Consider the following 18,033-nt stretch of genomic DNA (forward strand, 5'->3'; position numbering starts at 1 on the left):
TTGAAGAAATGAGCCGGTAGCATCCCAATTATCAATTAATATGTACACCAAAAAACACTTTCAGCAATTGTTTCAATGTCCGATGCCCTTATAAAATTCATCAAAACGTCAGTCTCTCTCATTCCAACATATTCATCTTTATCTACGTTATAATATTGAACTATTTCAACCTTATAAAATCCATTTTCTATCTCCATCTTATATTTGGAACAATTTTGATCGGGGACTTTGTTATCTTCAAACTGAGCAGCCATTGTAAGGCAGTCATAGTCAACTAAATATAGTTGACTTTCCGTTACTTCTATATACCCTACTGCTTTCCTAAAGCATGTATGAACAAATTCTTCTGCCCCCACTCTAACATCCACTCTCGAGGAATACTCAATTCCTTCGTTGGTCATTTGAAAAACTAAAATATGCCCTCGCTTCATCTCGTCTCCAAAATGTTGCAAGAGATTATCCAACTCCCAATCTTCGTCTACGAATGATTTGTATGTATCAGCATTTGCTACTCCAATAAAATTTGTATCACCAAAATTCATACAAAACTTCATCTTTCTCCCCCTTTAACACATTGCCAATATGTTTCCATAAAATTTGAAACCTCTTGTTCAACTAAATGGCTGTAACTGCTAAACTAAAATAGACCGTTATTGCTTAATCAGAATGAGCCATTTAACGAAGAATTATATCAAATCGATTTCAAACCAAAACAGACTTATTCACCACAAATTACAGAAGATTTGACCATTCGTTATTTAGAAACGTTAGGTTATCAAATAACTGATAAAGGTGTAGAAATCTAGTGTTTATAATTTACAATATATCCAAAAAAGTCTTGAATTAAAGACTTATTTTGCTATGCACTTTTTTAATTTATGATGTATTTTTATATTCTTTCAATCTATACCCACTAATGGATATCTTAAAAAATCAAGAGTTTATATAAATTGAAGGACTTGATGATTCAAACTTCCAAAAAAAGTAATGTGCTACATAAAAGGCTCTTAGTCTACCAGATATTCCAATCACAGCTAAAGCCTCTTTTCCATCTGCTCCGCAACTTGCCGGGAATCAAAATCCCCTTCCTCCTTTAAATGCTTAATAACGCTTTTATAATCAGCTTCATTTCGATTTTGACTTAATTTGTAGGCAGCCTGAATCTCTGTCACTCTGACTTCAAATCCAACAATTGCTTTCAGTTGTGCCTCCAGCAGTTTTGGTGTAAAATTCTCCATCGAAAAAGAAGGATCCCTGTGCTTTTCATACTTATCTGACAGTATTTTCAACGATTCTTTAAGCTCATCCTTTTCCAATATTCGTGGCGTTCCATACATATGTACAGCCTGATAATTCCATGTTGGAACATTCTCATGAGAATACCAGGTTGATGATACATAGGCATGTGGACCTTGAAATATCACCAGTGCATCCGCTCCCTTTTCAAACGTTTTCCACTGTGGATTTGCATAAGCTACATGACCAGTAATCAGAAAATCATCGGCTTGTTTATTCACCATTACCGGCAAATGTGTTGCAACAGGTATATTATTTTCTGTCGTCACCAGTGTCGCAAAAGAATGCTGATGAACGAATTCCCAAATTTCTTTTGTATCTGTCACTTTGAAACGCTTAGGTACATACATCGTCTTCCCCCTTTAAGAGTATATTTTCAATGTTTTCATCATAATGTAATCTGTCTGCTCATCATCTCCCATAAAAAAAGAATGCGATCCCGTCTGTACAAAACCATTCTTTCTGTAAAAAAGAAGCGCCTGCTCATTATGTTCCCAAACGCCAAGCCATATTTTCTCCTTCTTTTTTTCCTTTGCTATCTCGATTGCTTCGTCCATCAAACATTTTCCTAAACCCTTTCGCTGGAAACCGCTGCGAATATAAATCCGTTCTATCTCCAGTGCATCCTCTCCAACCTCTTCTGATTGCGCATCATCTGTGTTCACCTTCATATATCCAGCCAGCTGATTCTTGTAATAGATGAAAAAGAACGCCGAATTTTTATGTGCCATTTCCTTTTGGAGCTTTCCTAATGTATATGCACCTTCCAGATAGGCTTGCATGTTCTCTGGTGTATTCTGCTCCTGAAATGTTTCCTGAAATGTTTCGATACTGATTTCTTGAAGTGCCTGCAAATCATCCTGGCTGCACACTTCTATTTTGATTGTCATTTCCTCATCTTCCCTTCATCCCATTTAATACTTCCGCTTGTTCCCTTTCTTCACAAACTCCCAGTCCACCTCAATATTTTTCCGAACCTTTTCGAGTAAATAAACAAGTGCCTCTGCCTCTTTTTCCGTCAGCCCTTCCAGAGCAACCTGATTGGAGTAATCGTTTTCCTTTTTTATCATCGGATAGATGCTTTCTCCTTTTTCGGTTGGCATGAGCTTTTTTATCTTTCTGTTATTTGCATCAGCCACCTTTTGAATAAAACCATTCGCTTCCAGCTTTTTGATAGCGCGAGCTGCTGTGGTCCGGTCTACTTTAATCATTTCAGCCAGCTTTTCTTGAATAATGCCGGGATTTTCACAAATACGGATCAGATATAAATATTGGCCTTTGGTAAGATCATATTCTTTAAATTCAACATTGCTGATAGAGTCAAGCGCTCTCGCAATCATTCCAATTTCACGCAGGATTTCAGCCATTCCCTCACCTCTAGTGTTTTTCGTATATTTAAATTTTAATTTATTTTTGTTGTATTTACAACAAAAACACACAACGACTTTTTCTAATTGCTAAATCCACTGCTTACTCCCCCTTTTTTATTTCATCTCACTTTGCTTAAATGTCCACCCGATGTCGTTCAACACGCTGCCTGCTGCCAAGCGTCCATCAGTAACACCCATATAATATTCGTCACTCTCTACAACTTTTTTCTTATACTTGGCACTTTAACACTTTTCTGCAGCGAAATTCTTCTGTGAAACAGAGACTTGGGATTTTGATTATTCGTCCCACAGAAAACCATTGCACTTACCCACTCCATGAAAACCGTTGCTAAAATGTTATATTTTACGCTAACGTAAAAAAGGCCATGACTGTCAACTTCTCACAATCATAACCTTTTGATTATTAATTAACCGGACCAGCTGTAACCTTCGTAAGCGGCTCATTAACCCCGAACACTTTCGCCCGGATCTTAGTCAATCCAAATTGCTTCAACCGCTTTGTATGCATATCTAAATATTTTTCGGCAGCTTCTTTTGTTTCAAAAGCATAAATACCGCCGGCTTCATGTGCATCCGGATTTTCCGTCCATATTTTCCATTTGAATCCTTCTTCTTCACGAATGCTCATTGCCAAGTCATGGAATGTAGATGCCATTTCTTCGCCAAACGGCCCTTCCATTGTAAAATCTATCTGTAATATATGCGCCATCCTTATACACCTCTCTTATTTTTTAAGCGTATAATAATTTTCTCCGAGAAGCTCGTGAACCTGATAATCTTCCGCAGCCAGTTCTTTTTCTGCAAAGTCACGGACTTGAACGGGCTCTACATCATACAGTGCTTCCACTTCTTTGGAAAATAAAAGATTTTCCTGTTTCAGTAAATCTGCCAAAGCAGGTGTCTGTTTTGGCTGCAGTTTTTCTTCTGGAAGTACCTGCTGAAGTCCTCTCACATAATCCTCAAACGTACGGGCACCAACAATTCTTACTCCCTGCCCTTCCTGATTTACCATAATAATCGATGGAAATCCTCTTACACCAAGACTGTCTTTCAAATTAAAATCTTCCTCCAGCAATTGATGACCCAACGCTGAATCTGCCTGCTGGACAATTTTTTCTCCATCAAGTCCGAGCTGCCCTATAATATCAATCATTACTTTAGGGTCTGAGATATTGCGATTAAAGGCAAATAATTCTTCCCGTGCCTGTCTCAAAAACGTAGATGCCAAATTTTCATTATACTCTTTTTGAATTACTTTAAAGACACGGGATGGCGGATAAGATGACGTGACATAGTCATCAGCCATTAATGAACCATCAATCGGCATTCTCGAATGCTGTCCAACCTCTTTCCAGTGTTCTACGACATCAGCCGGACCTGATATACCATTGGCAGGGTCTACTGGGGTATCGCTCCATTTTTCCAAAAGTCCGCCCATCATGGTATGGAGCTTAAAGTAATGTCCAAATTGGATCAGAAAACGTCGTAATACAGGCTCGAGCGCCCAGCAATGAGAACAAATCGGATCGGTCACATAATAGATATCGATCTCTTTCTTTGGCTGATTAAATTGAACAGCCTCCATTTCCTCCCCATCCGCTTCACCGCAAAGCCCTGTTTCTATATCACAAAGCCTATTTTTTTGACTCATTCTTCATTCTCCTTCTCATAAATTTTTTAAAGCTTTATCTATTCCATAGTAATTTCTTTTGTTTGCTTGATTATTATTCTATTATAGAACATAAGCAACAACCTAAAAACCAATAATCTTCATGATTTATAGTATATACAACAAATTTCGAAAACTGTTGAAAAACAGGAGGAGATTCCGATGACAGAAGAAAAAACAGATCTCAGAATATTGCGGACCCGAAGGCTGATTATGGATGCATTTATTTCTCTTTCCGAAAAGAAAGAATTCAGCGACATCCGTATTACTGATATTACAGAAGAAGCGATGATCAATCGGGCCACTTTCTACTATCACTACGAAGACAAATACGATTTATTAGAAAAAGTTTTGTCTGAAGTCCTGCTTTTTAATCTAGACAAAAAAGCATTAAATCAAATGACGTGGGGAAATCAGGCTGTTATCCAGCTATTTACCGCCGTGGCAGACTTCCAAAACACTTTATCCTCACGCTGCCATCAAGGGTATGAGGAAACTATTGCGCGTATTATTAGAGAACATCTGTCCGTTATTATCTATCCGCTGCTGCAGAAAGATACTCCTGCCAAAGAAGAAGACATCCTTCGTAAAATGGCAGCAATCCTCAGCTGGACCATTTATGGAGCCTCGGTGGAATGGAAAAAAAGCACACTGTCTCCAGAAGGTTTTATTAAGCCATTACTTCCTTTCATATTGCATAGATTGGATTCTTAAACAAAATGACATTTAATATTTTGCAGTCATAATTAATCATCTTGTTTTGGAAAGATACGAATCCCTGCCACGTAAACGTTGCTAAAAAACTCCGCCTGAAGCGGATAGGAACAGTGAGAAAGTGAATTTGTAATCAAAAAACAAGGATTTCTTAAAATACATATTCATAAGTGCTGGAAGTCTAATGAGCTAATATTTATCTTGCATATGGTCCATCCTTTCTATTTTCCACTTATCGCTTATGAAGAAATAACTAATAAGGAAGGCATTAGATTTACCTGTGTATAAAATAACACAATTAGCTTATATGTATATCCGTACCATACAAATAAAGACTCAGCCTGCTTGCCACAGATTGAGATCCCAAATTATCCCAGGATGTACTGTATAATGCAATACGCCCCTGCCTCTGCACTTCCTGAGCCCATGCCTTTGTCACAGCTGCACCATAACCTTTTCCACGATAAGCTTCATTTGTGAAAAGGCTGGCCTCATCTGCTTTTATACTTTTTCGTGCACCACAGCAAATAGAGGCAATAACATTTTCTTCTATTATTACAAAACAAGGCTGTTTATACGTAAAATCCTCAAAGGTATACGGGAATTGTGATTTTAACATGTCTTTATTTTCATGTGTTATTTGTATGGCTTGCGGGTAATCTATTTTCACCTTATCAGGAAATACATATGCCCGCCCCATCCATAGCTGGTTTATTTCATATTTCTGTTGAAAGATTTTGATGATCTCTGCTAAATCAATGCTGGAGCTTTTCTGTATAGCCTTTTCCAGTTTTGCTATACAAGAGGCAGGCAATGTATCTGCGTATTTTACGACACATCCTTTCTTAGTAGTTCCAATAAAAATCTTGGGCGCAGGATGATATGGTGGCTCATTCACAAAAGTCATCCGATCTTCCATATCGTGCTTAAATAAAACATTTATATGATGATGCATTAATTCCTTATCAAAAGTCATAGAAATTCCTCCTCTGAATGGAGAGCGCTTGATAATATACGGACTCTTCATTTTTGATATAATTTTAGTACAATTATATACGTTTTGAGTAAAAAATTCGCTATAGAGAAAGGAAGATGTACATGTTTAAAATCGGCAGTATCTTTATCCCCGTAACCAATATTGAGAATGCTGCAGCTTGGTATGAGAAATATCTTGGAGCAAAGAAAATTGATAGTTGGGGAGATGGCGCGGGATTTTATTTACCAATTGGTTCAACACAATTAGCCCTAGTAAGAGTAGAATCCGTGCAGCCTACAGAGTTTATTACCAAAGAACGCCAGAAGAATTCCTATTATAATTTTGTTGTTGATGACATTGAAGCTACCCATCAGCATTTTAAAAATAATAATGTACTAACCACCGAAATAGATGATTTTGGCGGTATGAAATGCTTTGACTTTTTTGATTTGGATGGAAATCCTTTTAGTGTAGTAAACGAGGTGGAAGGTTCTCCTTTTCATTCAGATAGTATCAGGAAGAAGCAATAAAGGAGATTCTTCGTATGCATAAACTAAAAATGATTTCTGGATTACTTATTTCTTTAGGAGGTCTTTTCTCTGCTGTTCAATTCTTTTTTATCTATTCCAGCTTAGATAGTTATGAGTTTACCGGGATAGGAATTGTTTTTCCGTTCTTCCCAATCATTGAGGTGACTTTCGGACTCTTTGATATCATAAGCGGACTCTTTCATACAGGATATATACTATATACCACCATTGTTATATTTACAGCTATTGTTGTCTTTTTTCTCGGGATTATCATGTTAATCAAACCGCTTTTATCCGTAGCCATTATTGCCATCATCTTATCTTTGTTTCTCGGAAGTTTTATCCCGCTACTGCTCGCTTTCTCTGGAGGAATCATGGGATCATGTGCAATAATACAAGAACGACATGATGTGCAAAGAGAACGTGAAGGAGACGAATCCAGTGCATAAATAAAATCTTTTCAGCCCAGGGTACCCTTGCTTCAATTTTTGGAAGCCAACGTATTTTTCCTTTGATGAAGACATCATTTCCAACTGACATCACGAGTGCTCCTGTTTTTGTTAAAAATATGAAGGCTTCCCACAAGTTTACTCAGCTTATGGGAAGCCTTCATATTTATAGAATGAACTCTTTCATTTGCAATTAATATATTATTTTTGTATTGAGGACAAGAAAACATTCTGTGCTGCCTTTACTCCAGCACCACTCTCAAATGGATAGGAAAAGTCCTGCAAGCCTGCTTCCATGAGGGAAACTGCCTGAAGTATATCGCTTGGAAAGCAATACCCCATATGTCCAAATCTAAAAACTTTGCCTTGTAGCTGGCCAAGACCACCGGCAAAATCAAGGTGATATTTCTTCTTTAAATGTGTTAAAAAGACTGACAGATCCAGTCCCTTAGGGGTACGAATTGTCGTTAATGTTGGTGATGCATACTCATCATCTGCCAACAATTCAATGGAAAGAGCCTTCATGGCTTCCCGAACCATATTTTTCATGACTTCATGACGTTTTACGGTTTTCGAAAATCCACCCTCCTCCTCAATTAAATCGCACACAGCAGATAATCCCATAATCAATGAAATTGCCGGTGTATTAGGTGTCATTGATTTTGCTGCCCACTCACGATAACTTAATAAATCTAAATAATAGACAGTTGTGCGGTTTGCCTCGATGACCCTCCAAGCCCTTTCACTTACAGCTGCTAAAGCAAGTCCCGGAGGAAGCATGAGTGCTTTTTGTGAACCTGTTACTAAAATATCGATACCCCATTTGTCCATCTCTGCAGGAGCTCCTCCAATACAGCTTACCCCATCAACTATAAATAAAGCGTCTGAGTGCTCGTGTACCGCCTCTGCCAACTGCTCGACCGGATTTAATATCCCCGTAGAAGTTTCATTATAGGTAGCAAAAACTGCCTTGATATTTGATAAGGGTTTTAAAAAGTCAGCGAGCTCTTCTTTTGTACAAGCTTCGCCCCAGCCTTTTTCAAGCTTATGAACATTAAGCCCATGCTTTTCACATATTGAAACGAAATAATCCCCAAAAGCACCTATCGTGACAACGACTACTTCATCACCAGCGGAAGCAGTATTAGCTACAGCCGCTTCTAAAGCTGCTGTCCCGCCTGAAGGAAGAAGCATAATATCCTGCTTTGTTCCGAATATGGTTTTCACACGTTCCGTTGTTTCCTGATATAGCCTGGTAAATTCCTCTGAACGATGGCTAATCATATTTTGCGCCATTGCCAATTCCACTTTTTTAGGAATTGGTGTAGGACCTGGGTGTCTCAGAATATTTTGATACATAACTTTTCCCCTCTCCGTAATTTTATTAATATTTTGCATATTTGAGCATCTTCCTAATTATATGAATCTATAATAAAAATACTATCACTGTTTAATTGTAAAGCATTGCTTATGCTATTAACGGGAATTAAAGGGATTGTGAACAATACTTTCGCAAATATGCCGAGAAAATAGCGGCTATTTTTATTTATTCCCAAACCTCTCCACTGCCGCTCCCAGTGAACCTTCAAAATGCCCCAGCGCCCAATCATGACCTGCCTGATTAAACGAAGCAACAGCATCTTTATACACAACAATACGAAATCCTTTATTATAGGCATCCACCGCCGTATGCAGCACACAAATATCTGTACATACTCCAACCAGATGTACTTCTTCAATATTTCTTTCCCGCAATTTTATTTCTAAATCTGTTCCGGCAAAAGCGGAATATCTCGTTTTATCCATGTAATATACGTTTTCTTTGTCGCTATTTTCTTCATATGTTTCCTGCAAACGTCCATATAAATCTCTTCCGCTTGTCCCGCGAAGATTATGAGGTGGGAACAGCTTCGATTCTGGATGGCAGGCATCACCTTCATCATGAACATCTACAGCAAATACTGTATAATCGCCTGCCCTGATAAATTGCTCCGTTAGCGAAACAATCGTATTTTCCAAATCCTGACCGGGCTTACCGCATGTTAAAGCACCGTCATCTGCCACAAAATCAATGGTATAATCAATATTTATCAATGCTTTTTTCATGGACTATTCCTCATTTCTTAAAAAGTTATCGAGCTAAGATAATGCATGCTATTATTATATCCCGCTCCTGTTATGCTTCCCAATCCTCTAATTCCCCCCAGGTAATATCTGGTTCTCCACGCAAAGATTTCATAGTGCCTACATATATTTTATTTGTTGACCTGCCTGTTTCAATATAATGTTTCATCATTTCTTTCGTTGTAGCTGTAACCTCTTGGTGGATTATCTCCTGCTGATCCACCCAAGACAACTTCCCTTCATCACTTTCAATCAGACCGGAATCCGCTGACACATGACCAAAATAGACATATTGGATTCTAATCTCGCTGTTTTTTCTGATTCTATGAACAATATAGCGGAGTGTCAGATTATTTAAATGTTCTGCTGTAAGCCCCGTTTCTTCTCCAATTTCTCTTATACATGCATGATAGGGCGCATTTATTTCAGCCTCTTCCATATGCCCGCCAATCGGAACCTTACGTCCAGAAAGAAAGGCGCTATTGGATTTTTTCTGTAGAAGTAAAACCTCTTGCTTATCATTAAAAAGAAAAGCGACTGCCATTTGTCGAAGCTTCATAGCCATCTCCTTCATGTTAAATAGTATACTTGCTTATGAACGCCACAGCCTTTCAACTGCTTTTAGATGTTCACCTTCAAACTCTAATCTGTATATATCAGGCTTTGAGGTACTTTTCCAAAAATCATAGCCATAAGCATCATCAAAGTAATTCATAATGATTGTCATAATGTTCCCATGTGTTCCAATAACGATATGCTTTCCCGCATAATCCTCTAATAACCTTTTGATAATTGGAATGGAACGATTTTGCGCCTGAAAGGTAGATTCTCCTCCTGACAGGCAGTAATTTTTATCCTCAAAGGATTTTTTAACCGCTTTCAAAAGCTCCTGTTCAGACAGCTTATAATTCAATCCTTTAATAGCTCTTTCCTTCAATGCTTCATATTCTGTTATAGCCAGACCTTTTTGTTCCGCCAGCACTTGTACCGTTTGAACTGCTCTGGTATAAGGGCTTGAAACAATGCTATCAACCTGTTTGTCTAGTAAAACGTTGCACACTTTTTGTGCATCTATTTCACCTTCTGCAGAAAGCCTTCTCGTCCTCTCTTCTCCAAACTTAAAAGGAGACTCTGCATGACGTACCATGTATATCCAAGTGCTCATCGCTTTTCCTCCTTTGAAAACTCTGCCACTGCTCAAGCATTATCAAAACGATATACACCCTCTAATATATGAAAGATAAATCAAGCTTCAGCTGTCCGCTTCTGACAACATTTCAATACAAATAGTAACAGCTCTCTTCAAATCATCATGACTCCAGCTCGGTATTTTTCCATGCTCGATGGCAAGCTCATGTGATGCAGGGATATGGATAAAACCAGCTGGAAGATGGAGATTATTCGTTTTCGTGTAATATAAAGCCTGATACATCACATGATTACATAAATATGTTCCAGCTGTGTTAGAAATTTCTGCTGGAAGCCCCTGTACTTTCAATTGCTTGACCATCCTGCTGATTGGCAAGGTAGAGAACATGCCGTCTGCCCCATCCTTCCAAATCACTTCATTATCCGGCTTGTGCCCCTGGTTATCCTTTGATCCATCATTCACATTAATGGCAATACGCTCCGGATTAATTTTGAATCTGCCGCCGGCGAGTCCAAGAGAAATAATCGCATCCGGTTTTGTTTCGTCTATTAATTGCAGGAGCTGTTTTCCTGCCTTATGGAAATCTACAGATAGGATATAGGAAATAACCTTGTACTCGCCAATCGTTGCACCATTTAATTCTTCTGCGATTTTCATCGTTGGATTAATAGAGAAATCGAGAAAAGGTTCAAACCCTGTTAATAGCAGTTTTTTGGGCATATTTTGCACCTGCCTTGTTATAAATATATATTTTACCTTAGTATAGCATATGGTGAAGGATGTTTATTTCCGGAGTATCACTATTCATCCAAACGCCAAATCTCTCATCTTATCCGTTTCAACTCCCTCGAAACCGATACCCCACACCCCAAACAGTCTCAATAAATTGCGGCAAAGAAGGATTCTCCTCTATCTTCTCCCGAATTTTGCGAATATGTACCGTCACTGTCGTATTATCCCCAATCGCATCATATCCCCATATTTGCTCGAATAAATGCTCCTTCGTAAATACGATATTCGGATTAGACGCCAAAAAATACAATAAATCATATTCTTTTGCGGTAAATATTTTTTCCTCCTGATTTATAAAAACGCGTCGTGAATTATGGTCCATCATCAGGTTTTTTATATGAATCTCATTCGGTTTCTTGTTCCGATTGGTTAAACGGTCGTATCTTGTCATATGCGCTTTTACTCTTGCTACCAGCTCATTCGGATTAAATGGCTTGACGATATAATCATCTGCACCTCTGCCGAAGCCGCGAATCTTGTCGATATCTTCTTTTCTCGCCGTCACCATTAATATTGGCACGTCCAATTTCTCACGCAGCTGTTCACACAAATCAAAGCCATCTATCCCCGGCAGCATTAAGTCTATTAAAATAAGACTGTAAGAATTCGCGGCTGCAAGTTTTAATCCTTGTTCTCCTGTTGCAGCAATATCACTTTGGAATCCATTAATCTCTAAATAGTCCCTTTCCAATTCAGCAATATCCTTCTCATCTTCAATGATCAATATGCGCTGCATTTATTTCACCTTCTTCAATGTAAAATAGATACTTGTTCCTTGATTTGGCCGGCTCTCTGCCCAAATCTCCCCGCCATGCTCCTGAATGATTTTCTGAACAATCGATAACCCAAGACCGCTTCCTCCTGTCGCAGAGTTTCTCGAAGCATCTGCCCGGTAAAAGCTTTCGAAAATATAGGGAATATCTTCTGCCTTTATTCCGCTTCCATTGTCCTTCATCTCCACGACTATTTTGTCAGGCTCAGATGTTAAATTCACCTGGATTTCCTTTTGTTCTTTATCCATATATTTTAGGCTGTTTTGAATAATATTCATAACAACTCGTCTTAATTTTTCCCGATCTACCTCCACAATATAGGCTTTCTCCTGGTCAGCATATAAAATCGCTTTTCCTTGTTCCTTTTCCAGATTAAATGCCAATTCTTCAATAAAGTCAGCAAAAAAAGCGTATAAATCTACTTTTTCAAGCTGAAAGGCTTCTTTTTTTAAATCGAGCTTTGAATATAGAAATAATTCATCAATCAGACCATCCATATCATTTGCTGTTCTATAAATAGTGTCCATATACCTGTCCAGCTTCTCTGGCGTATTCGCCACACCATCCTGAATCCCCTTCACATAGCCTTTGATGGAGGTCAGCGGTGTTTTTAAGTCATGGGAAATGCTAGCAATCAACTCCTGACGATTCTGTTCATACCGTTTTTGCTCCCTATCCGCTTCTTTTAATCTAAGGCGCATCGTTTCAAATGTATTAGCAAGTTCACCTAACTCGTCTTTTTTATCCGACTGGACGCTGTATTCCAGATCGCCTTCACTGATTTTCTTTGATGCCGTAGATAATTTGGAAATAGGGTTGATAATACTTTTGGACATAAAATAGGTCAGTAATCCATTGGTCAGTATTAAAATAAGTGCTATCGCAATAAATCGAAATTGGACAAAGATCCTTAAATCTTCCCCCTGCGGATTGCCATTAAAAATAACAAATAAAACATATCCCAAAACAATCTCTGCTATCAATAATAAAGCACCCGGGATAAGAATCATGGCTATATTGGATAAAATTAACCGTTTTCTGATAGACACCTTAATACACCTTCTTTCCTCTCCATTATAATAGAATTTAGACAGCCATGCTTTTTAAAAACAGCCGCTCGTTCTTATCAGTCTTGACGAAATATCCCAAATCTATGAAAAGACGCTTTTCCTCCAGTCAGAAAAAAAAGCGCCCTTCCAAACAGCTATCAGCTGACATTCTTTTGATAAGGTATCACAAAAGCAATAGCGCCTAATACCAAGCCCCACACGATATTGGTCATAAAAACACTGACGAGCGCCATAGGATTCGTTAATGGTCCTTGCAAACTGCCATTGAGAATAGGTGATAATATACCGCTCAGGATAGTAGCAAAAGCAGCATAGCTGACACCTGCAAAAACTAAAACTTTGATTGGATTTTGGACCCTTTTCCAGATAACTATCAGAATCCAGGCTATCGAAATCAATACTGTCATCGCAATGCTTCCAATGGCTTCATTGCCAAAGATATGAATGAATCCAGTTATTTTCATTAGTGGTCTGATAAGTGCTAAGGCTCCTAAACCTAAAATAAGGGCTATATTTTGTTGCTTTGCTTGATTATTTGTCATTTTCATCTGTTCCTTTCTGAATAAGATATAAATACGCTGCTCCTGTAATTTTTTCTATAATTAAAAGATTACCTTGCATATCTTATCCATTTCTAAAGCATTTCTTAAATTTTTCTTAAAGAGGATGTTTTTTTACAACTAAAAAGGAATAGGAATCCAACGTATACTCGAGAAATATAAGCAAATATTCAAAATACTCAATTTAAACCTGTTTAATTTTTTAAAACTGCTAAATTGATGAATCAATAGAAGTTCTAGTGGGAAATAATCTTTCTTTTTTTTCCTGTTCTTCCATTAATAAAAAATATTTCCGGGGAAATAATGACGAAAAATGTAGGATGGATGAATATGCTAAAAAATATTTATATCATTTTGTATATCATATCATTTTATCACGTAAGAAAATGGGTTGAATCTGACAAAGGATTATCATGATTTTATGAAAATAAGCTATTCTTTGGTCAATAATTTATTAGGGATACTCATATATTTTCCTGGATATTTTTTCGTTTGTATGTTATAACAAACAAAAATATGTTATATTGTCAAATATAGCATTCCTAAATGAAAGGATAATCGTTATATTGGAGGAAAATCGATGAAAGAAATCACTGATTATATCAGTAAAAACTTGCAAACGATTCGTAAAGAACGAGGCTTGAGTTTAGATAAAACTGCGAAAATCACGGAAGTAAGTAAAGCTATGCTCGCGCAAATAGAAAGAGGAGACTCTGTTCCAACAGTAACAACGCTCTGGAAAATTGCCAATGGCCTTAAAGTATCCTTCTCATCCCTGATCAGTCAACAGACAAATCCTATCAGAGTGATCACAAAGCAAGACCGGCATCTGGTTACGGAAGAAGAAAACCATTATAGGGTGCATGCGGTGGTACCGTTTTCACCTGAAAAGCAATTTGAAGTTTTCGCGGTCGAGATAGACCCTAAAAATGAACACAAATCGTCACCGCACAATCCTGGTGTCGAGGAGCATGTATTTGTCAAAAAAGGGCGATTAGAAATGGATATTGACGGTACAGTCGAAACAATTGCTGAAGATGAAGCAATTATATTTGATGGAAATCAAACACATATTTATAGAAATACCGGCGACAACGTACTTCACCTTCTTGTATTAATCTACTATGCAAAATAAATATTTACCATTGTTTGAAAGTGAGTGAATGAAAAATGTCTTTTGACGATCATCTATTAACATTGAAGTATGCCTTCCCAAAAACGCTGCCGATTTTGGCCGGGTTCGCTTTTTTAGGCATTGCTTATGGCGTTTACATGCATTCCCTAGGGTTTCAGCCAATCTATGCCATCTTAATGAGCATACTCATCTTTGCCGGCTCGATGGAATTTGTAGCTGGAAGTTTATTATTAGGAGCATTTAACCCGTTAAGTGCGTTTCTATTAACCTTAATGATAAATGCCAGACATCTTTTCTATGGTATCTCGATGTTAGATAAATTCAAAGGAAGCGGCAAGAAAAAGGTTTATCTCATCTATGGAATGTGTGACGAGTCATTTGTTATTAATAATACTTCCCGCATACCCACTAATATAAATAAGGGCTGGTTTATGTTCTATGTTACCTTGTTAAATCAAATCTATTGGGTCAGCGGTACGACCATTGGCAGTTTATTTGGTTCGATGATTACGTTTAATACGGATGGCCTGGAATTTGTTATGACAGCACTGTTTGTGGTGATCTTTTTAGACCAATGGATAAAAGAGCGTAATCATATCAGCTCCGTGATCGGGATTGCGGCTTCCGTTTTATGTTTAATGATATTTGGTACAGAACATTTTATTATTCCTGCCATGCTTATTATATTAATTTTTCTGACCTTCATTAAAAAATTCATCACCAAAAACGAGGTGATTTCATCATGATGACAATAACGCAGCAAATCATTATTATTGCTTCTGTCGTTATCGGCACTCTATTAACAAGATTCTTGCCGTTTATGATATTTAAACCGGATAAGCCGACACCATCATACATTAAATACTTAGGATACGTCTTACCACCGGCTGTATTTGGATTATTGGTTGTTTATTCGTTAAAGAATGTAAGCCTCACATCCTTGGATGGCTTTGTGCCAGAGCTTCTGGCGATCGGATTAATTATTGTCCTGCATTATTGGAAACGGAGTATGCTGCTGTCTATTGCAGGCGGGACGGTGTTTTATATGTTTTTGGTACAGGGTGTGTTTTAATGTGAAAATGTTTATTTTAATTGATGAGTCCAATGCTTAGAATAAATATGATAGAGATGACTAACAAACGACAGGTTTAGGTGAGACGAGTAATCCCAGTCCCAGGCTCCCAGAGGAAAAAACGGCGCTTTCCGTAGCGGTTGCCCTTATCAATCTAAATCTAGATTGATAACCATGGATTTTGATGAATGGCCTAATTTATGCATGGCTTTTTACGAATAACCAAAAAGCACTTGCTTCAAAAATGAAAGCATGTTAGTGAGTTCACAAAGATTCATATCAGAATACATTTGACCTGTTACTGAATGCAGATAAGATCAAATGTACACTTTAATAACTGCGGAAAGGAAATTTCGATTTTTCCTGGAGGGATATTTGGTGTATGTTTGGTCTTTTTTGTGTTATGATGTTTTTTTCTTATCCCGATGACCCATAGATTAATTTTTAACGATGAACGATGGAGGAAAAATTATGAACGATCAACAAGCTGCAAAAGACATCTTAAGTAATGTAGGCGGAAAAGAAAATGTTTCCGAATTAACTCACTGCTATACACGTTTGCGTTTCACTTTATATGACAACCAAAAAGCAAATAAGACTCATTTAGAAAACATGGATGAAGTCATTTCCGTTGTGGAGAATGGCGGACAATTTCAAGTTGTTATTGGGAATAAAGTGAAGCCAGTACATGATCAGATTCAAAAGCTTTTAGGTGATTTAAACAATGAAGAAAATAAAAAAGAAACGAATAAAGGGTCGATCGGGAGCCGCATTTTAAATACATTCACATCTATATTTATCCCAATTATCCCGGCAATTGCTGCATCCGGAATGTTAAAAGGAATCCTGGCTCTTGCTGTCATGATTGCTGCTTACTATTGGAATGTGGATATTAAAGAATATAATACCTATCGTATATTAGATGCAACTTCCAATGCTGTATTTTATTTCTTCCCCATTATGATTGGTTATGTAGCGGCGAAAGTGTTTAAAGCAAACGAATTAATTGCCATGGTGTTGGCAGCAACCCTGTGCTATCCTGACCTGGTTGCATTAATGACAGGTGATGTACCTGTTACCTTTTTGGGAATTAACGTAACATTGGCAAATTACACATCCACTGTTATCCCAATTATTATTGCTGTCTTTTTCATGGCATACGCACAGCGCTTTTTCGAGCGTATAACACCTGAAGTTCTGAAAATTATTATGGTACCAACCTTTACGCTGTTAGTGATGGTACCTGCGACCTTAATTATTTTCGGACCGCTCGGCATTCATTTAGGTAACTTTATTAACTGGCTGTATTATATCATTATGGATGTCAGCCCAACATTATTAGGAGCTTTCATTGGCGGCATCTGGTGTGTGCTTGTTATCTTTGGCGCTCACAAAGCAATCGTGCCAATCGGCATTAATGATGTGGCACAAACAGGTCAACAAAACCTTTTAGCCTTTGCAGGAGCAGCTAACTTTTCTCAAGCGGGAGCAGCTGCGGGTGTCTTTTTAAAGACAAAAAATAAGAAATTAAAAACATTATCCGCAACGGCAACAGTAACAGCTCTTTTCGGCATTACCGAACCAGCTATTTATGGAGTTAACCTCCGCCTGAGAAGACCGATGGTTTATGCGGTAATCAGCGGAGCGATAGGCGGCGGGCTGATGGGCTGGGGCGGCTCCTATGGTACAGCCTTTGCCAACCAGGGACTTTTAACCATCCCGGTCTATATCGAAGCCGGGACAAAAGCTTTTCTATGTTATATTATTGGTATTGCCATTGCCTTCTTTGGAGCAGCAGCTATGACAATGATATTGGGCTTTAAGGATATTCCTGAAGAAGACGATGCTACCGATGCAGGATTAGGAAACAGTAACAAGGATACTCCGGCCACGGGAACAGACGCAGAAATAAGCCTTCCTTCACCGATTCAGGGAAAGCTCATTCCATTGTCTGAGGTAAAGGATGAAGCATTCTCATCCGGCGCGTTAGGAGCAGGAGTTGCGGTTTGTCCGGCGGCCGGGGAAGTGACAGCACCAGCCAATTGTAAGGTATCTGTTCTTTACCCGACATTACATGCTATCGGCTTACAGCTGGAAAATGGCGTTGAATTGTTAATTCATATCGGCTTTAATACCGTAGAATTAAATAGAGAAGGATTTGAAGCCCATGTAAGTGCTGGAGATGAGATAAGCAAGGGGACGAAAATTGTCTCATTTAATATAGAAGAAATAGAAGCAAAAGGATATGATCTTTGTACCCCAATAGTTATCACCAATTCTTCGCAGTTTCAAGGTGTTTCTATTGTAGAAAGTAAGAAAGATTGAACTGCTT

22 protein-coding genes are annotated in these 18,033 nt (G+C 38.1%); 7 read left to right on the forward strand and 15 right to left on the reverse strand.

Annotation, left to right across the window (positions count from 1 at the left end; translation table 11 throughout):
* Positions 1-35: 35 nt before the first annotated feature.
* From FLK20_RS16435 to FLK20_RS16460, 6 genes are all read right to left on the reverse strand, one after another.
* Positions 36-542, reverse strand: a complete 507-nt coding sequence (locus FLK20_RS16435) for a hypothetical protein (protein ID WP_152657774.1) — start codon at positions 540-542, stop codon at positions 36-38.
* Between the two features lie 492 nt (positions 543-1,034).
* A complete protein-coding gene (locus FLK20_RS16440) occupies positions 1,035-1,646 on the reverse strand; it encodes an FMN-binding negative transcriptional regulator (protein ID WP_152657682.1) in 612 nt (203 codons plus the stop codon).
* 12 nt (positions 1,647-1,658) lie between these two features.
* A complete protein-coding gene (gene paiA / locus FLK20_RS16445) occupies positions 1,659-2,186 on the reverse strand; it encodes a spermidine/spermine N(1)-acetyltransferase (RefSeq protein WP_152657683.1) in 528 nt (175 codons plus the stop codon).
* A gap of 24 nt (positions 2,187-2,210) precedes the next feature.
* The gene (locus tag FLK20_RS16450; RefSeq protein ID WP_152657684.1) at positions 2,211-2,663 is read right to left on the reverse strand and encodes a MarR family winged helix-turn-helix transcriptional regulator; all 453 of its coding nucleotides are present in this window, start codon (positions 2,661-2,663) and stop codon (positions 2,211-2,213) included.
* Between the two features lie 427 nt (positions 2,664-3,090).
* Positions 3,091-3,396 carry a monooxygenase gene (locus FLK20_RS16455; protein ID WP_152657685.1) on the reverse strand — a complete coding sequence of 102 codons (306 nt, stop codon included), beginning with the start codon at positions 3,394-3,396 and terminating at the stop codon, positions 3,091-3,093.
* Between the two features lie 15 nt (positions 3,397-3,411).
* Complete coding sequence (locus tag FLK20_RS16460) at positions 3,412-4,338, reverse strand: DsbA family protein (RefSeq protein WP_152657686.1); 927 nt, start codon at positions 4,336-4,338, stop codon at positions 3,412-3,414.
* A gap of 180 nt (positions 4,339-4,518) precedes the next feature.
* Here FLK20_RS16460 and FLK20_RS16465 point away from each other — a divergent pair, with 180 nt between their 5' ends.
* Complete coding sequence (locus tag FLK20_RS16465) at positions 4,519-5,070, forward strand: TetR/AcrR family transcriptional regulator (RefSeq protein WP_152657687.1); 552 nt, start codon at positions 4,519-4,521, stop codon at positions 5,068-5,070.
* Between the two features lie 298 nt (positions 5,071-5,368).
* Here the strand turns inward: FLK20_RS16465 and FLK20_RS16470 are convergent, their stop codons facing one another.
* Positions 5,369-6,046, reverse strand: a complete 678-nt coding sequence (locus tag FLK20_RS16470; RefSeq protein ID WP_152657688.1) for a GNAT family N-acetyltransferase — start codon at positions 6,044-6,046, stop codon at positions 5,369-5,371.
* Positions 6,047-6,168: 122 nt separating this feature from the next.
* Here FLK20_RS16470 and FLK20_RS16475 point away from each other — a divergent pair, with 122 nt between their 5' ends.
* Complete coding sequence (locus FLK20_RS16475) at positions 6,169-6,576, forward strand: VOC family protein (RefSeq protein ID WP_152657689.1); 408 nt, start codon at positions 6,169-6,171, stop codon at positions 6,574-6,576.
* Positions 6,577-6,590: 14 nt separating this feature from the next.
* Positions 6,591-7,025, forward strand: a complete 435-nt coding sequence (locus FLK20_RS16480; protein WP_152657690.1) for a hypothetical protein — start codon at positions 6,591-6,593, stop codon at positions 7,023-7,025.
* Between the two features lie 201 nt (positions 7,026-7,226).
* On the opposite strand, the gene FLK20_RS16485 is transcribed toward FLK20_RS16480, so the two are convergent.
* The 8 genes from FLK20_RS16485 to FLK20_RS16520 form a co-directional block, all read right to left on the reverse strand.
* Positions 7,227-8,384: a pyridoxal-phosphate-dependent aminotransferase family protein gene (locus FLK20_RS16485; protein ID WP_152657691.1), complete on the reverse strand. Its 1,158-nt coding sequence runs from the start codon at positions 8,382-8,384 to the stop codon at positions 7,227-7,229.
* 183 nt (positions 8,385-8,567) lie between these two features.
* Entirely contained in the window at positions 8,568-9,131 is a 564-nt protein-coding gene (locus FLK20_RS16490) for a cysteine hydrolase family protein (RefSeq protein WP_152657692.1), read from the reverse strand.
* A 70-nt stretch (positions 9,132-9,201) separates the two neighbouring features.
* Complete coding sequence (locus FLK20_RS16495; protein WP_194165649.1) at positions 9,202-9,708, reverse strand: NUDIX domain-containing protein; 507 nt, start codon at positions 9,706-9,708, stop codon at positions 9,202-9,204.
* Positions 9,709-9,741: 33 nt separating this feature from the next.
* Positions 9,742-10,314, reverse strand: coding sequence for a histidine phosphatase family protein (locus tag FLK20_RS16500; protein ID WP_152657694.1), 573 nt, complete (start codon positions 10,312-10,314; stop codon positions 9,742-9,744).
* An 87-nt stretch (positions 10,315-10,401) separates the two neighbouring features.
* Positions 10,402-11,019: a pyroglutamyl-peptidase I gene (locus FLK20_RS16505; protein WP_152657695.1), complete on the reverse strand. Its 618-nt coding sequence runs from the start codon at positions 11,017-11,019 to the stop codon at positions 10,402-10,404.
* A gap of 118 nt (positions 11,020-11,137) precedes the next feature.
* Positions 11,138-11,827 (reverse strand): response regulator transcription factor, encoded by a 690-nt coding sequence (locus FLK20_RS16510; protein ID WP_152657696.1) that lies wholly within the window; start codon positions 11,825-11,827, stop codon positions 11,138-11,140.
* A complete protein-coding gene (locus FLK20_RS16515) occupies positions 11,828-12,913 on the reverse strand; it encodes a sensor histidine kinase (protein ID WP_152657697.1) in 1,086 nt (361 codons plus the stop codon). It lies immediately after the preceding gene.
* Positions 12,914-13,071: 158 nt separating this feature from the next.
* Positions 13,072-13,476, reverse strand: a complete 405-nt coding sequence (locus FLK20_RS16520) for a hypothetical protein (protein ID WP_152657698.1) — start codon at positions 13,474-13,476, stop codon at positions 13,072-13,074.
* A gap of 598 nt (positions 13,477-14,074) precedes the next feature.
* On the opposite strand from FLK20_RS16520, the gene FLK20_RS16525 reads away from it, so the two are divergent.
* The 4 genes from FLK20_RS16525 to FLK20_RS16540 all read left to right on the forward strand — a co-directional run bounded on the left by FLK20_RS16525 (position 14,075) and on the right by FLK20_RS16540 (position 18,026).
* Positions 14,075-14,629: a helix-turn-helix domain-containing protein gene (locus FLK20_RS16525; protein WP_152657699.1), complete on the forward strand. Its 555-nt coding sequence runs from the start codon at positions 14,075-14,077 to the stop codon at positions 14,627-14,629.
* A gap of 35 nt (positions 14,630-14,664) precedes the next feature.
* Positions 14,665-15,375 carry an AzlC family ABC transporter permease gene (locus FLK20_RS16530; protein WP_152657700.1) on the forward strand — a complete coding sequence of 237 codons (711 nt, stop codon included), beginning with the start codon at positions 14,665-14,667 and terminating at the stop codon, positions 15,373-15,375.
* Positions 15,375-15,701 (forward strand): branched-chain amino acid transporter permease, encoded by a 327-nt coding sequence (locus FLK20_RS16535; RefSeq protein WP_152657775.1) that lies wholly within the window; start codon positions 15,375-15,377, stop codon positions 15,699-15,701. The genes FLK20_RS16530 and FLK20_RS16535 overlap by 1 nt, the downstream gene beginning before the upstream one ends.
* A 471-nt stretch (positions 15,702-16,172) precedes the next feature.
* Positions 16,173-18,026 (forward strand): beta-glucoside-specific PTS transporter subunit IIABC, encoded by a 1,854-nt coding sequence (locus tag FLK20_RS16540; RefSeq protein WP_152657701.1) that lies wholly within the window; start codon positions 16,173-16,175, stop codon positions 18,024-18,026.
* The last annotated feature ends 7 nt before the right edge of the window (positions 18,027-18,033 follow it).

Source organism: Oceanobacillus sp. CFH 90083 (assembly GCF_009389585.1).
Classification (GTDB): Bacteria; Bacillota; Bacilli; order Bacillales; family Amphibacillaceae; genus Oceanobacillus.

What these genes read in the sequence shown, in the direction of transcription:
- FLK20_RS16525 (WP_152657699.1), top strand. Translation starts at nt 14,075, where the DNA reads ATGAAAGAAATCACTGATTATATCAGTAAAAACTTGCAAACGATTCGT.
- paiA (WP_152657683.1), bottom strand. Translation starts at nt 2,186, where the DNA reads ATGACAATCAAAATAGAAGTGTGCAGCCAGGATGATTTGCAGGCACTT.
- FLK20_RS16540 (WP_152657701.1), top strand. Translation starts at nt 16,173, where the DNA reads ATGAACGATCAACAAGCTGCAAAAGACATCTTAAGTAATGTAGGCGGA.
- FLK20_RS16510 (WP_152657696.1), bottom strand. Translation starts at nt 11,827, where the DNA reads ATGCAGCGCATATTGATCATTGAAGATGAGAAGGATATTGCTGAATTG.
- FLK20_RS16535 (WP_152657775.1), top strand. Translation starts at nt 15,375, where the DNA reads ATGACAATAACGCAGCAAATCATTATTATTGCTTCTGTCGTTATCGGC.
- FLK20_RS16475 (WP_152657689.1), top strand. Translation starts at nt 6,169, where the DNA reads ATGTTTAAAATCGGCAGTATCTTTATCCCCGTAACCAATATTGAGAAT.
- FLK20_RS16495 (WP_194165649.1), bottom strand. Translation starts at nt 9,708, where the DNA reads ATGAAGCTTCGACAAATGGCAGTCGCTTTTCTTTTTAATGATAAGCAA.
- FLK20_RS16505 (WP_152657695.1), bottom strand. Translation starts at nt 11,019, where the DNA reads ATGCCCAAAAAACTGCTATTAACAGGGTTTGAACCTTTTCTCGATTTC.
- FLK20_RS16520 (WP_152657698.1), bottom strand. Translation starts at nt 13,476, where the DNA reads ATGACAAATAATCAAGCAAAGCAACAAAATATAGCCCTTATTTTAGGT.
- FLK20_RS16450 (WP_152657684.1), bottom strand. Translation starts at nt 2,663, where the DNA reads ATGGCTGAAATCCTGCGTGAAATTGGAATGATTGCGAGAGCGCTTGAC.
- FLK20_RS16465 (WP_152657687.1), top strand. Translation starts at nt 4,519, where the DNA reads ATGACAGAAGAAAAAACAGATCTCAGAATATTGCGGACCCGAAGGCTG.
- FLK20_RS16455 (WP_152657685.1), bottom strand. Translation starts at nt 3,396, where the DNA reads ATGGCGCATATATTACAGATAGATTTTACAATGGAAGGGCCGTTTGGC.
- FLK20_RS16435 (WP_152657774.1), bottom strand. Translation starts at nt 542, where the DNA reads ATGAATTTTGGTGATACAAATTTTATTGGAGTAGCAAATGCTGATACA.
- FLK20_RS16490 (WP_152657692.1), bottom strand. Translation starts at nt 9,131, where the DNA reads ATGAAAAAAGCATTGATAAATATTGATTATACCATTGATTTTGTGGCA.
- FLK20_RS16440 (WP_152657682.1), bottom strand. Translation starts at nt 1,646, where the DNA reads ATGTATGTACCTAAGCGTTTCAAAGTGACAGATACAAAAGAAATTTGG.
- FLK20_RS16530 (WP_152657700.1), top strand. Translation starts at nt 14,665, where the DNA reads ATGTCTTTTGACGATCATCTATTAACATTGAAGTATGCCTTCCCAAAA.
- FLK20_RS16460 (WP_152657686.1), bottom strand. Translation starts at nt 4,338, where the DNA reads ATGAGTCAAAAAAATAGGCTTTGTGATATAGAAACAGGGCTTTGCGGT.
- FLK20_RS16480 (WP_152657690.1), top strand. Translation starts at nt 6,591, where the DNA reads ATGCATAAACTAAAAATGATTTCTGGATTACTTATTTCTTTAGGAGGT.
- FLK20_RS16485 (WP_152657691.1), bottom strand. Translation starts at nt 8,384, where the DNA reads ATGTATCAAAATATTCTGAGACACCCAGGTCCTACACCAATTCCTAAA.
- FLK20_RS16500 (WP_152657694.1), bottom strand. Translation starts at nt 10,314, where the DNA reads ATGAGCACTTGGATATACATGGTACGTCATGCAGAGTCTCCTTTTAAG.
- FLK20_RS16470 (WP_152657688.1), bottom strand. Translation starts at nt 6,046, where the DNA reads ATGACTTTTGATAAGGAATTAATGCATCATCATATAAATGTTTTATTT.